The 13,636-nt window shown below is 44.7% G+C and carries 11 protein-coding genes and 1 pseudogene; 7 read left to right on the forward strand and 5 right to left on the reverse strand.

Annotation, left to right across the window (positions count from 1 at the left end; all coding sequences use genetic code 11):
* Position 1 precedes the first annotated feature (1 nt).
* The 5 genes from ACYVD3_RS09165 to ACYVD3_RS09185 all read right to left on the reverse strand — a co-directional run bounded on the left by ACYVD3_RS09165 (position 2) and on the right by ACYVD3_RS09185 (position 4,767).
* Positions 2 to 1,114 (reverse strand): glycoside hydrolase family 88 protein, encoded by a 1,113-nt coding sequence (locus tag ACYVD3_RS09165; protein ID WP_460642221.1) that lies wholly within the window; start codon positions 1,112 to 1,114, stop codon positions 2 to 4.
* Positions 1,115 to 1,179: 65 nt separating this feature from the next.
* Positions 1,180 to 1,353 carry a hypothetical protein gene (locus ACYVD3_RS09170; protein ID WP_460642211.1) on the reverse strand — a complete coding sequence of 58 codons (174 nt, stop codon included), beginning with the start codon at positions 1,351 to 1,353 and terminating at the stop codon, positions 1,180 to 1,182.
* Between the two features lie 4 nt (positions 1,354 to 1,357).
* Entirely contained in the window at positions 1,358 to 2,194 is an 837-nt protein-coding gene (locus tag ACYVD3_RS09175; protein ID WP_460642212.1) for a carbohydrate ABC transporter permease, read from the reverse strand.
* Positions 2,195 to 2,211: 17 nt separating this feature from the next.
* A complete protein-coding gene (locus ACYVD3_RS09180; RefSeq protein ID WP_460642213.1) occupies positions 2,212 to 3,279 on the reverse strand; it encodes a carbohydrate ABC transporter permease in 1,068 nt (355 codons plus the stop codon).
* Between the two features lie 144 nt (positions 3,280 to 3,423).
* Positions 3,424 to 4,767 (reverse strand): ABC transporter substrate-binding protein, encoded by a 1,344-nt coding sequence (locus ACYVD3_RS09185; RefSeq protein ID WP_460642214.1) that lies wholly within the window; start codon positions 4,765 to 4,767, stop codon positions 3,424 to 3,426.
* Between the two features lie 331 nt (positions 4,768 to 5,098).
* On the opposite strand from ACYVD3_RS09185, the gene ACYVD3_RS09190 reads away from it, so the two are divergent.
* The 7 genes and pseudogenes from ACYVD3_RS09190 to ACYVD3_RS09220 all read left to right on the forward strand — a co-directional run.
* Positions 5,099 to 6,985: a cache domain-containing sensor histidine kinase gene (locus tag ACYVD3_RS09190; protein WP_460642215.1), complete on the forward strand. Its 1,887-nt coding sequence runs from the start codon at positions 5,099 to 5,101 to the stop codon at positions 6,983 to 6,985.
* A 5-nt stretch (positions 6,986 to 6,990) separates the two neighbouring features.
* Positions 6,991 to 8,607, forward strand: coding sequence for an AraC family transcriptional regulator (locus ACYVD3_RS09195; protein WP_460642216.1), 1,617 nt, complete (start codon positions 6,991 to 6,993; stop codon positions 8,605 to 8,607).
* A gap of 12 nt (positions 8,608 to 8,619) precedes the next feature.
* Complete coding sequence (locus tag ACYVD3_RS09200; RefSeq protein ID WP_460642217.1) at positions 8,620 to 10,425, forward strand: heparinase II/III domain-containing protein; 1,806 nt, start codon at positions 8,620 to 8,622, stop codon at positions 10,423 to 10,425.
* A gap of 240 nt (positions 10,426 to 10,665) precedes the next feature.
* Positions 10,666 to 11,199, forward strand: coding sequence for a DUF4489 domain-containing protein (locus ACYVD3_RS09205; RefSeq protein WP_460642218.1), 534 nt, complete (start codon positions 10,666 to 10,668; stop codon positions 11,197 to 11,199).
* Positions 11,200 to 11,338: 139 nt separating this feature from the next.
* Entirely contained in the window at positions 11,339 to 11,947 is a 609-nt protein-coding gene (locus tag ACYVD3_RS09210; protein ID WP_460642219.1) for a DUF4489 domain-containing protein, read from the forward strand.
* Positions 11,948 to 11,958: 11 nt separating this feature from the next.
* Positions 11,959 to 12,696 (forward strand): DUF6232 family protein, encoded by a 738-nt coding sequence (locus ACYVD3_RS09215; RefSeq protein ID WP_460642220.1) that lies wholly within the window; start codon positions 11,959 to 11,961, stop codon positions 12,694 to 12,696.
* A 590-nt stretch (positions 12,697 to 13,286) separates the two neighbouring features.
* Positions 13,287 to 13,636, forward strand: a pseudogene (locus tag ACYVD3_RS09220) (collagen-like protein); the annotation flags it as partial.

Here is a 13,636-nt window from a genome sequence, read left to right on the forward strand (position 1 = left end):
ATTACCAATATGGATTCCAATCCTTAGACAGCCTGGTGAGAGCCTCCATGTAGAAATAATCTCCCCAGATGTTGCATTCGTCCACCCCTTCCGGGGTGCAGGTATTATAAGGGGATTTCTTGGAGTAGGTGCTGTGAAGCACCAGTCCGTTGGATTCCTTCAAATCCTTTACTGCGTAATGTTCCACAACAGATTCCATGATCTTTTTTGCTATGGAAGTGTAGAAGGCAGCATCGGATTCATTTAAATATTTCGCCATTTCAAGCATTCCGCAGGCAGCGATGGAGGCAGAGGAAGAATCTCTCGGTTCCTCAGAGCCTTCGCCAAATTCCAGATCCCAGTAAGGCACCAGGTCCGAGGGAAGGTGGTCTAAAAAGTATCCTGTCACATGCTTGAAATCTTCTAAGTATTCCGGCCGTCTGGTATACCGGCAGGCAAGGGCGCAGCCATAGATTCCCCATGCCTGACCTCTGGCCCAGGCAGAGCCATCCCGGTATCCCTGGCAGGTAGCACCATGATCCGGCTCCCCTGTTTCCATGTTCATAAAAAACGTATGCCAGGTGGAATAATCCTCCCTTATAACATTTGCAATGGCCGTATGAATGTGTTTTTCCGCTGTTTCCCGGTATTTCTGATCTCCGGTTTCCTCTGTTGCCCAGTATAATAAAGGAAGATTTAAAAGACAGTCAATGATAAAGCGGTAATTTTCCGCCTGGTTCATGGGCCCCCAGGCCTGGATAAATTCCCCCACCGGCTGGAAACGGCTGATCAACTGGTCTGCCGCCTTGACCGCCGCCTCCTTTGCCCTTTCATCTCCCACAAGCTTATAAGCGGCCACACAGGATGGGGAATATAAAAACCCCATATCATGATGATCCACTTCAACTTTCCGGCGGATCCGGTCTAAGAAGCTTTTTGACTGAATCTGTCCGGCTCTTTTCAGTTCCTCTGCCTTACTCCACTCATAAGCCAGCCATATCTGTCCGGTCCAGAAGCCGGTGGTCCAGTTCACATTAGGGGTTGGATTGTAAAATCCATCTTCGCTGTATGCCTTTTTAAAAGACTTCGTAAATTCCTTTAAGTTCCCCTTCACCTGCTCCACGGCAAAATCCATGGCCTTCCGGCACCTTGCCTCTGTAAGTTCTGGTTTTCCCTTAAGAAGAGCTTCCGTCTGTTTGTTCACCGTTTCTTACCTCCTCGTAATATTCCTTCATGACCAAAAAGGCCGGTTTCTCCCGCTTCCTGCCTGCCGCCTGGAATCACATAGGATTCTGCTTCCGGGCAGGGGGTATGATAGCTGTCCTTGTAAGCCTCGTTATGGATGTTATCCACAAAATTCTTTACGATTTCCATTTTCTTATCCTTTCACTCCGGTTGCTGCAATGCCTTCCACAAAATATTTCTGCAGGGACAGGAATACCATAAGAACCGGGATCAGGGAAAGCACTGACGCAGCCATGATCAGGCTATATTCAGAGCTGTACTGGCTGATAAACATCTTAAGTCCTAACTGCAGAGTCTTTTTCGCTTCTGTTTTCAGATAGATCAGGGGGCCTAAAAAATCGTTCCAGGTATTGACAAAGGTAAAGATGGTCAGGGTCGACAGAGCCGGCTTTGACAATGGAAGCATGATCTTTCCATAGATCTGGTATTCGCTCATGCCGTCGATTCTGGCCGCCTCACACAGTTCATCAGGGATCCCCTGATAGAACTGGCGCATCATGAATACCCCGAAGGCGGAGAAGGCCTGGAGGAAGATGATGGCAAGATGGGAATCATTCAGCCCGAAATTTCTCATCATCATGAACTGAGGGACCATATACACCTGCCACGGAACCGCAATGGTGGCTATGTAAGCCGCAAATAAGATATTTCTGTATTTGAATTTCAGCTTTGCAAAGGCATAGGCTGCAAAACTGCTGGTTAAAAGCTGTAAAAAGGTAACAATCAGTGTGATTTTCACTGTGTTCACTACAAAGGTCATAAGCGGTATCTTCGTCCAGATATCCAGGTAATTCTGCCATCGGGGATTTTCCGGTATCCACTGAATGGGGAAAATGAATACGTCCTTATCCAGCTTTAAGGAAGCCGACATCATCCATACAAAGGGAATCAGCATAACGGCTGTCAGAAGGAGTAAGACCACATAGAGGAGGCATCTGCTGATTTTATAATTTACGCTTTTTATTTTCATTTCTTGTCCTCCTTTTCTCAGTTGGCGTATTTCTTCTCGCCACGGAACTGAACCAGCGTAATGGCAAGCACCATTAAGAACAGTACCATGGCTACTGCACTTGCATAGCCTAAATTCCAGTTGCGGAACGCCTCTTCGTAAATGTGGTAAACAAGGACCATTGCCTGAGAGCTTACAATGCCGTTGGAACCGCCTGCCAGCATGTATACGATGTCATAAACCTTAAAGCAGTTAATGGTCAGAATAATGGTCACAAAGAAGGTTGTGGGCTGAAGCTGGGGCCAGGTGATGTAGCGGAACTTTTGCCAGGAATTGCAGCCGTCAAGGCCTGCTGCTTCATACAGCTCCCCATTGATCCCCTGCAGCCCGGCCAGATAGATGACCATGTAGTAGCCCACATTTTTCCACACGCTGAACAATACAATGGTAAACATCACCCAGTGGGGATCTGCGGACCATTTTGGAAGGCTTTTTGCATGAACCCCCAGGTGATAAAGAAGCATGTTCACCGGACCGCTTTTCTGGGGGCTGAAGAGCATATTCCAAACGGCGGCTACCGCTACCAGAGATGCCACATAAGGGAAAAAGCCCACGGTACGGAAGAAATTCTTTCCCTTTATTTTCTGGTTTAAGACCACGGCCAGGCCTAAGGCACAGGCAAGTGTCAGAGGAACCGTTGCAATACAGTATACAATGGTATTGGTAAAGGACGCCCGGAATCTGGCACTTCCAAGCATATCAAAAAAATTCTTAAGCCCTGCAAACTCCATGGGGCTGTTGCCATCCCACTTCATGAATGCCAGGACAAAGGCAAACAGAATGGGGCCCAGTGTAAAAACCGCAAATCCAATAAAATTGGGAACAATGAAGGAATAGGCAACCAGATCCCTCTTTTCCTGACGTGTAAAACGTTCCCCTGTCCGTACCTTTTTTATGTTTTCATCTATTGTCTCGATCTTCGCAATCAGTCCGTCGCGCTTCCGGGTCCCTTCAGTCTCTTTTAATAAAAGGCTTAAGGCTTCCCGTTTCTCATTCAGTGCCGCGATTTTTTCCTGTTTTTGCGCTTCTGTTATTATCTTAGCCATACTCTATATAAAGCCAGATGAAACGGCTTATCCTCCTTTTCTCATTTTTACATCCTGATGAAGCAAACGGATATTCCTGTATTTCTTCTTTAAATGAGGCGGGCTTTTTGCTGCCCGCCTCTGTAATCTGTCTTGTTTGGCTTGTTATTTCGCCAGAATGGCGCTTACCTTTTCATCCATCTGTGCAATGCCGTCATCGATTGACATGCTGCCTGTCATAATGGCGTCATGAGCTTCGTTTAAAACAGTCTCGATCTCGGAGCTCTTTGGATTTACAGGCATCTCTAAGTATAAGTTAGAAGGGTTAAGAGCTTCCACACTGGTTCCGTCATCCTTTGGAAATCCTTCTGCACTGGATACTAAATCAGCAACCGTATTGTTCATAACAGCCGGGATGGTACCGGTAGATGTAAGGATCTCAGCGCCGTCTTTTCCGCTTACAAAGTTTATGAACTCCCATGCAAGATCCTTATGAGGAGCATTGGCCGGAATTGCCAAAGAGGTAATGTTGGCAAGGGTGGAGCCTGGCTCTACCCCTTCTGCATGAGGATATTTTACGATTCCCCAATTGGTGCAGTCTGTGTACTCGCCGGTGCGGATCTTATCCATTAAGGTAGAGATAAACCATGTACCCATGTTCATCATTGCAATATTTCCCTGGGCAAATGCGCCGGAATAATGTAAGCCGCTGGTCTTTAAGGTAGCATAGTCCTGACACACCCCGTCTTCCTGCTCATTTAAAACCATTTCATAATATGGCTTTAAGAATTCATAGTTTCCGTCCAGAATAGTGTTCTTTCCGTCCAGAACGCCGAAAAGCTGTACGGCTGATCTCCATGTATGGTAATGGGAGCCGTAAACCTCCTGTCCTGGAGTGTCAACGGTCAGGCTTCTTGCCAAAGCGTCATACTGATCAAACGTCATATCATTGGCAGGATAAGAAACACCTGCTTTATCAAAGATATCCTTATTATAGAATAAGACCCAGAAGTCATTGCGGAAGGGAAGCTCATATAATTTTCCGTCAACCGTGATCTGGTCCGTAAGGCCCTTGTACTGTGCCAGGTCAACCCCTGCAGACTGGATGTAGCTGTCCAGCGGCTCTAACACGCCTTTGTTCACAAGAGTCATATAGCCGGGAACATCTTTTACGGTAACCACGTCAAAATCAGAGCCGCTTCCGGTAAGTTCTGTCGCCAGAACGGTCTGATAATCGGTGGATCCTAAATCAACCATTTCAATCGTTACATCCGGATGAGCTTTTTCAAAAGCATCAATAAGGGGCTGATAATAGGTTGTGGCGCCGATATCCCACACAGACCATTTTAATGTGGTCTGCCCTCCTGCTGCCCCCGAAGCTTTTGCTGTCTCCGCTGTTGTGCCTTCTGTTGCGGCTGCCGTGGTTTCCTTGGAACCGCCGCTGCATCCGGCCAGGCTGACTGCCGTCACGGCACATGCCAAAACAATGCTCAGTGTTCTTTTTTTCATTGTATTCCCTCCTGATTTGATTTTGTTTTCAGTAAACCCCACATTTTTCCATGTGATTTACATGGTTAAATTATAACGCCGGACCTGGTATTTAAAAATGGAATTTATCTTTCATAATATTCACTTTTTATTCACATTTTTTTTACACTTTGTTAAAACATGCACTTTTTAATGATAAACAGTAAAATTTCTCTTTTGTATACAAATTGACATGGTTGTATTTAAAAAGCAGTCTGTTTTTCATTGACATTTTACAGCAAATAGGCTACCTTTTAGATATAAAAACCATTTCCATAGTCTATCCATTATAAAGAAGGGACATGTTTTTATCATGTGGAAAAAGCTCATCCCCAAAACCATACGGGGCAAAATCATGATTCTTACGGCAGCCATTACGCTGCTCATCACTGTTCTCACCACAACTGTCTGTTTCTCGGTTTTCCAGTCCTTTTTAAGAAAAAACCAGATTCAGTCTGTGGAATTCAGCCTTTCAGTCGTAAGCAATAACATTGGGGCAGATATGAAGGATATTATCTATTTCAGCAAATGGTGCTGTTCCAACAGCGCCATACTGGATTACTTAGAAGCCTTTAAAGACCAGCCAAAACTTCCTACGGCTACCAGGGATTTTGATAACCTGCGTCCCATGGCCCTTTCCTCCCACAGCCGTTTAAAGGAAGAATATTATAAATATTTTAACACCCGGTCCAATGAATACATGTCCAGGGTCATCGTTTCTTCTTCCAATGAAAGGAATTTCCTTCAGGTGGCGGCTGCGGCCAATTCCACTTCCTCCTATGGGGCCAGGATCATCAGGAATAAAGATTTTTTTGAAAAGCTCTATCATGCCAATGACTTTCTCTGGATCGGCCTGGTAAAGGACCCCTTTTCCAATATAAACCGGGAACAGTTCATTCCCATTGTCCGTCCGATTTCCAATGAATTCAATTCCGAGATCATTGGCTGGACCTATGTGGAAATCTCTTCACGGCTTTTTACCGATTATCTGGCCTCCTATCCTCTTCCTGAGGACAGTATGCTTTTTATTACCATTGAAGAAAAAAACTATGGCTTTGATTCAAAAGGCTTAAAGGAAACGGAATTGCCCTACAGCCATCCGGTGAAACTCTCCGGAAAGGAATCCCAGTCAAAAGGAACAAAGGCCTTCTCCGTTTCCATGAACGATGGAAAAAAACGGATCCTGGTGGAGCATCCCATTGAGGGTATGGACGGCTGGAGCCTGTCTCAGGTGCTTTCCCAGCAGCAGTTTGAGCAGCAGAAAAACTTATACACCCTTTTCATTGCAGGAATCTGCCTTACCATTGTCTCCCTGGGCGTGCTTCTGGCCTTCCTGTTAAATAAGATCATCATGGAACCCATTCAAAGACTCAGCGGAAAGATCCATAATATCTCCACCGGAGACTTTTCCAGGGATACTGCCATTGAGTGGAATCACGAGCTTGGACAGGTGGGACGGGGAATCAATGACATGTCGGAAAATATCATCACCCTCATGGAAAAGCGGGTAGCTGACGAAAAGCAGAAAAAGGACTTGGAATACCAGATCCTTCAAAGCCAGATTAACCCTCACTTCCTATATAATACCCTAAATTCCATTAAATGGATGGCAACCATTCAAAATGCAGACGGAATCGCAGATATGACCACTGCCCTTGCAAGGCTTTTAAAAAATGTCTCAAAAGGGAACGCCTCCATGATCCCCTTAAGGGAAGAGCTGGACCTGGTAAAGGATTATTTTCTGATCCAGAAATACCGTTATGGCGGCAGCGTCACCATTGAATATTTCATTGAATCTCAGGACTTATACGATTGTGAGATCCACCGCTTTACCCTCCAGCCCATTATTGAAAACGCCCTGTTCCACGGAATAGAGCCTGCGAAAACAGCAGGCAGGATCACGGTTTCTGTCAGGAGTGAAAATCCAGGTTCAAAAAAGGCCCTGAGGATCGACATAACAGATAACGGCATCGGAATGTCCCAGGACACCATAAACAAGGTTTTCCTTCAGGAAGCTGATGGCCAGAACAAGACAGAATTCTTCCGACATGTGGGAATCAGCAACGTGAACCGGCGCATCCAATATGATTTCGGTCCGGAATACGGAATCACCATTAACAGTTGTCCGGGCAAATTCACCACCATGACCATTTTAATACCTTATGCTCTTTATTCAAGAAAACAAATAGCCGAAAGGTGATATATATGACGAAATTATTGATTGCCGATGACGAGCCATTGGTTCAGATCGGGATAAAATCCATGTTAAACTGGAGGGATTATGGCATTGAAATCTGCGGAACCGCCATAAACGGGAAGGATGCCCTGGAAATGATCGCAGAATATTCCCCGGAAATTGTCATTACCGACATCCGCATGCCCATTGTGAACGGCCTTACCCTGGCAAAGACCTGCCGGGAAACCTACGGAAAGATCCCCCTGTTTATTTTTCTTACAAGCTATGAGGAATTCCAGCTCATCAAAGAAGCAATGGCCTATGAAGCAGTAGACTATTTAATCAAGCTGGAATTAAACGCAAATGCCCTGGAGGTGAGTGTAAAAAAAGCCCTCTCCCGTCTGGAAACCCTTAAAGTCTCCATGGAATATAAGGATTCAGGAAGGCCTCTTTTACAGAGCTATTACGAAAAATTTTTTATGCGGCTTTTGCATAACCTTTTTGACAGCGAGGAGCAGTTTGAACTCCAGTCCAGGGATCTTCGTCTGGATTTTTCGGAAACCTGTTATTTTACCGCTTTTTGCCAGATCCGGGAGGAAGTCCTTAAGGATATGGATCACGGAAAACTCATGAACCTTTATAACAGCGCCCTGCAGATGGCAAAGGAAATCATCAGCAGGCATCTTCCCGCCTATGTGGTAAGCCTGGATATGAAGCACTTTGCCGTGGTATTTCACCTCCCTGATCCGGGAGATTTTCAGAAAGAAGCTGTTTTTGATGCCTTTTACAACGCTGCCGATATGATCCGCAACTATTTTAATGTAACCGTTCTCACAGGAATCGGGACCCCGGTCAGCCAGCCCATGAAGATCAGTGAGTCCTACCAGGAAGCCCGCCAGGCCTTTGGACGGACCTCCTCAGAGCAGCCCATAGTGATGTTCACCGACAGTGATGCGGTCTCTATCCGTAACGCCTTTAATATCTCCGTATTTAAAAATGAGATAACCAAAGCCTTCAATGAATTTGACACGGAGATATTATACCGCACCATGACTGAAATCATTAAGCTGTTTGAAGCCCATCCCCTGCGGTTTTCCCAGGCGGCAGACGGGGCCTGCAACATCCTTTACCTGGCTCTTTCCCTTCTCCCCGACGGAGAGGCAAATATGGCGGAGATTTTTTCCTCCTACAGTGACGGCTACCGTTCCATTTACCGCTTTACCAATGTGGAGCAGACCATCGAATGGATGACCGTCTTCCGGGACGGCCTTTGTGAGGTGTTGCGGTCCAAACGGAAAACCTACAAGGCTCATGTCATCACCAATGTACAAAAATACATCAACAACCACATATCGGAAAAGCTCAGCTTAAACGAAGTGGCCGGGGTATTCGGACTTAGCCCCAATTATTTAAGCATCCTGTTTAAGAAAAACTGCCAGATCGGTTTTTCGGAATACATTGCCCAGGCAAAGATCAACCGGGCCAAAACCCTTTTTATGGGACAGGATGTGAAAATCTATGAGGCAGCCGACCAACTGGGCTTTGAAAGCGCCTTTTATTTCAGCAAAGTATTTAAAAAAGTTACCGGGCTTTCTCCCCGGGAATTTATACAGCAAAATACCGTCAACCCTGACGGAAACAAATAAGGAGTATTTATCATGATTACAGAATTTGCAAATGACCAAAAGAAACCATTGTCCTGCTTTACCCCCTTTCCTCAGGCTTATGACCGGAATTCCTGGGATTCTCTGCCGGAGGATCTTAAAAACCGCCTCATTAAAAACGGGGAAGCCTTTTTAAATTACAGTTATCCTTCCTTAACAGCCGTTGATTACATGGAATTTACAAGAAATGGGAACAGAAGCCGTTTTCAGGACAAGCTGTTTTTAAGAAGGACCGTTCTCAATGCCCTGGTCTTGGCTGAATGTGCAGAATATAAGGGACGCTTCCTTGATGACATCATCAACGGGCTCTATTTGATCTGCGAGGAAAATGCCTGGCAGCTTCCTGCCCACAATTCCTACATCAGGGACACGCCTCCCTTTATCCTTCCCGATGTCACCCGCCCTGTGATTGATCTGTTTGCAGTGGAAACCGCTTCAATACTGGCCGTTGCAGAATATCTTTTAAGGCAGGAGCTTTGTTCCGTCACTCCCTTCCTTTCAAAGATGATTGATAAAAATCTCAATGAACGGATCTTCACCCCATATCTTAATGAACACTTCTGGTGGATGGGTGACGGGACCAGCCATATGAACAACTGGACGGTCTGGTGTACCCAGAACGTGCTTCTCTCCGCCTTTACAAGAGAACTCCCCCAGATTCAAAGAGAGAACATACTGAAAAAGGCAGGTAAAAGCATTGACTATTTTCTGGCAGAATACGGGGAAGACGGCTGCTGCGACGAAGGCGCCCAGTATTACCGTCACGCGGGGCTTTGCCTGTTTAACTGCCTGGAGGTTTTAAACGGGATTTCAGACAATGCCTTTCTTCCTGCATATGACACAGGGAAAATCAAAAACATTGCTTCTTATATCCTGACCGCCCACATCGATGACATCTATTATGTGAATTTCGCCGACTGCTCTCCCATTGCCGGACGGTGCGGAGCCAGGGAATTCCTCTTTGGCAAGAGGACCAACAACGGAGAGCTTATGTCTTTTGCCGCATGGGATTACGAAAACAGCGAAGATCCACTGACAGCAGGGGAACATAACCTGTTTTACCGTTTGCAGACAGTCTTTACCCACAGGGAAATGGTCTCCTTTGCCAAATCCCCCATTGTCCATCGGGATTTCTGGTATGAAAGCGTGGGACTTTTCATGGCAAGGGATGAGCATCTTTATCTGGCAGTAAAGGCCGGAGATAATGACGACAGCCACAATCATAACGACACGGGAAGCTTTACCATTTACAAGGATGGAAAACCTATGTTTATAGACGTGGGCGTGGAGACTTATACAAAGAAAACCTTTTCCAAAGACCGTTATGACATCTGGACCATGCAGTCCTGCTATCATAACCTCCCCACCTTTTTTGACGGAGAAACCCAGATCATGCAAAAGAATGGGGCTGATTACCGGGCGGAAAATGTAAAACACCAATTAGAAACCTTAAACTGCCGCATCTCCATGGATCTGGCTGCCGCTTACCCGGATGAACGGATCAGATCCTATACCAGGAACGCTGTACTTAATAAAGGAAAGGAAATCATCATATCCGATCATTACGAAGGAGACCTTCCATGCCCGGTCTTGTCTCTTATGTTCTATGATGAACCCCTTGTAAGGGGAAACACTGTTCAGGTGGGCAGTTTAGGAAGCTTCCTCATTGAAGGTGCATCCAAAATACAGAAAGAGGTGATCCCCATCACCGATGAACGCCTGAAAACTTCATGGAAGCATGATGTATACCGGTTACTGGTCACCATGGAAAACAAAGATCTGACTTTAATCATCCGGTAATCCCCAAAAGCAGCGTTTCTAATTTTTACGAACGGAGAGCCATTGCTTACGTGTGAAGTTTTACCGTAGAATTATACAAATATGAAGCCTATAGATACCCTCCATTTAACAAAGAGATGACATCGTACAAGATATTGTCTACTGATTTGTAGCACATTTATTTCTTGATAATATAATGTAGTATACCATGATGGTATAACGAAATATTCCTAATTTATTAAACAAAATGGAGGCCACATCATGAATGATCTTGATATGAGAATATGTGAATGCGAATATGATGACTGCCAGGAATGCACGTGCAACTGCACATGCGAACGGCCAAAAAAATACCTTAAACCCAACAGAACAATTTTAAAATGCGGCAGCCAGGGCAGCGTAACACTGCCATTAGCAACGGTTGCCGGCGCTGCCTTTACTCTGGCTACTGTAAACGTGGATTCAAAAAGTTTAAGAAATCCATGCATTAAATTTGAGTTTGCAAGTAACATCGTAACGACCGCTGCTGTTATCACCCTGAACTTCCAGATATTCAAACAGTGCAAAGGCCAGTTGACTCCTATTCCCGTTGGATCTATCTGGACTTTCTCACGGCTTGTTGCTGTTACTGATAGCAACACCTTCTCCTTCTTCGTTTGCGACTGTGATATCTGCAACGATGACTGCTGCACTTACAGCGTGATCGCTACGGTTGCCGGCGTTGCTACGGTAGGCGTTACTGCTATTAACAATGCATCCCTTTCCGCAATCATCGTAGATAACGACTGCTTTTAATTCCGGTTTTGAATGATGGGTACAAGGGGCTGTATGTCCGATAGCTGCATAAACTAACTTTTTCTCATAGATAGGGTGTTTGGCTAAATCCGGCTGAATGCTCTATCTATGAGCTTTCCAATAAGGAGCTGTGGCCATTATGTATAACCGCTTATTCGGCATGTCATGCCGTCCCTATTATCCCAATCGCCCCAATCGTCCCAATAATAATGCAGTGAATAGAAATCCTCAGCCTACTGAGCCCAAAAACGACATCAACAGCCAGCAAGTACAAGAGGATCAGAAAAGTTCCTGTAAAAGTTCTCCTGCAAACCAGGTTCTAATAAAGAGCTCTGATTTAGGAGGAATTATTTTACCTGAAAACACAGATAAAAACGCTACATATATCGTAGCTTCGCTAAACCTGGATACCTACAGCTACAGGAATTTTTTAATCCACTTCAATTATTCCTGTAATATCGCTACCACCAGCGCCCGTATGCATCTTAGATTCCAGCTGTTTAAACGAGGAAACGGCCAGACAATTTCGACCCCTGTCAGCTCCAGTCTGGTTTACAGCAGAAATGAGAACAGCGGGGAAACAAATACCTTTTCTTTCACTGCCTGTGATTGTGATTCCATAGGATGCAGTTGCTGCAATTACAGTGTATATATAGAAATTATGAGCTTCGATACTACCGGCACCATTATGATCACAAATCCGGTTCTCATTGCATCTATCATAGAAAATAACAGCGAAATTGTTTAGAGGAGAATTTCATGACAAATCAAACGAATATAAGATTTAAAGATTCTACTATGACGATTGAAGAAAATACGATTAGATGGGAAGATCACATGATCAAAACCGCTAATATTTCTCATATATGGATGGGAAGCTGTCCTGACAATGCATTCCCTGTCCATCTGGTTTTCATTTTATTACTCATCGCTTTATCCGGTACCATCCCGGGAAATATCATTGGCATCCTGCTGGCTCTTATCCTGTACCCCATGATCTGGCTGTACTGGAATAGGATACAAAAAAGCTACAAAGGCATTAATTTTGAAACCAGTTCCGGTAAAATTTATTCTTTTGTTTCTAATAACGAAGAATTTACCAGTCACGTCTACGACCTGATCAGTGATCTTGTCTCCAAAAACAGCATGGCATCAAGACTTCAAATCAGTTTTGTTGGCGATGGAAAAATTATTGACGACATAGAAACAGTAAAGGAACCTCCTTCTGAAAACCAGACGCTGAATATCATGGCAGGCGGAGTAAATGACCAAATAATCAAAGAACTGCAAAAATTATTTATGCACTATACTCAAAACAATGAACTCAATAAAGAAGTTTTATCTTTGATCGAAAATGTGACTCAAGCATTGAATACGAATAATAAACAAGAGGAGAAAAAGTTCTTCAGCAGCTTTATCACCATGGGACTCATTAACGATTGCAATGCATTGGGACTAAATGCTTTGATTGATGAAATAAAAGCTAATATCTATTGACCGGCATCTAATATGAAAGTTCTTTTGACCTTATATCTGCAGCGAAAAATGACTTGTATGTTTATAATGGGCGGCTCCTTTTTGATAAGATTTGTAACATTGACATTCTTATCAAAAAGGAGTATTTTATGTAGCCGCTGTTTTTTCTGTCCAAAGTAAAAGCCACCCTGCTGCCTTTTAAAATCCATGACATATCAAAAATGCATAACCAACAGGACCTGCTATTGATACATTTCAAATCATCTATATTTATTCCCTGCAAGCCCTCCCCCCTTATCAGAAATATTTTCTCAACGCCCTGTCATTCTTCATATCCTTAGATCTGTAAGACAAACTTTAACCTTACAGTCACTTGCACATCTCTGTCAATTTACAGATCTCCCTACAATTATCCCGGAGTATTTCCCCTCTGTTATGCAGTGATCCTGATGATATTATTAAGTTGATTTATTCTCTAACAAACTTGTCATTTAATACATATGATAAGGTATAAAGGAGTTCGAAAGCCCTTTATATTCCGATTTCAATCTTGTACAAAATGCTTATAAGCAGAAAATCACAATATCACACCTTAACAGGAGGGAATTATAATGAATAATTATAGAAATTGGGACGAAAATCGCGGCTGCAATGGATGCGGCTGTTGCGGCCCAACTGGACCACAAGGGCCCAGAGGCTGCCCTGGCCCAACCGGCCCCAGAGGCTGTCAAGGACCAACTGGACCTCAGGGTTGTAGAGGTTCTCAGGGACCAACTGGGCCAACTGGACCAAGAGGCTTCCAGGGACCAACCGGACCAACCGGATCTCAGGGACCACAAGGACCACAGGGTCCTGCCGGCGCTCAGGGACCAGTAGGACCTCAGGGACCTCAGGGAGTACAGGGACCAACCGGACCAACTGGTGCTACCGGCGCTACCGGCGCTCAGGGACCTCAGGGTAT

This window comes from Lacrimispora brassicae, from assembly GCF_054772055.1.

What these genes read in the sequence shown, in the direction of transcription:
- ACYVD3_RS09185 (WP_460642214.1), bottom strand. Translation starts at nt 4,767, where the DNA reads ATGAAAAAAAGAACACTGAGCATTGTTTTGGCATGTGCCGTGACGGCA.
- ACYVD3_RS09165 (WP_460642221.1), bottom strand. Translation starts at nt 1,114, where the DNA reads ATGGATTTTGCCGTGGAGCAGGTGAAGGGGAACTTAAAGGAATTTACG.
- ACYVD3_RS09190 (WP_460642215.1), top strand. Translation starts at nt 5,099, where the DNA reads ATGTGGAAAAAGCTCATCCCCAAAACCATACGGGGCAAAATCATGATT.
- ACYVD3_RS09180 (WP_460642213.1), bottom strand. Translation starts at nt 3,279, where the DNA reads ATGGCTAAGATAATAACAGAAGCGCAAAAACAGGAAAAAATCGCGGCA.
- ACYVD3_RS09205 (WP_460642218.1), top strand. Translation starts at nt 10,666, where the DNA reads ATGAATGATCTTGATATGAGAATATGTGAATGCGAATATGATGACTGC.
- ACYVD3_RS09210 (WP_460642219.1), top strand. Translation starts at nt 11,339, where the DNA reads ATGTATAACCGCTTATTCGGCATGTCATGCCGTCCCTATTATCCCAAT.
- ACYVD3_RS09195 (WP_460642216.1), top strand. Translation starts at nt 6,991, where the DNA reads ATGACGAAATTATTGATTGCCGATGACGAGCCATTGGTTCAGATCGGG.
- ACYVD3_RS09200 (WP_460642217.1), top strand. Translation starts at nt 8,620, where the DNA reads ATGATTACAGAATTTGCAAATGACCAAAAGAAACCATTGTCCTGCTTT.
- ACYVD3_RS09215 (WP_460642220.1), top strand. Translation starts at nt 11,959, where the DNA reads ATGACAAATCAAACGAATATAAGATTTAAAGATTCTACTATGACGATT.
- ACYVD3_RS09175 (WP_460642212.1), bottom strand. Translation starts at nt 2,194, where the DNA reads ATGAAAATAAAAAGCGTAAATTATAAAATCAGCAGATGCCTCCTCTAT.
- ACYVD3_RS09170 (WP_460642211.1), bottom strand. Translation starts at nt 1,353, where the DNA reads ATGGAAATCGTAAAGAATTTTGTGGATAACATCCATAACGAGGCTTAC.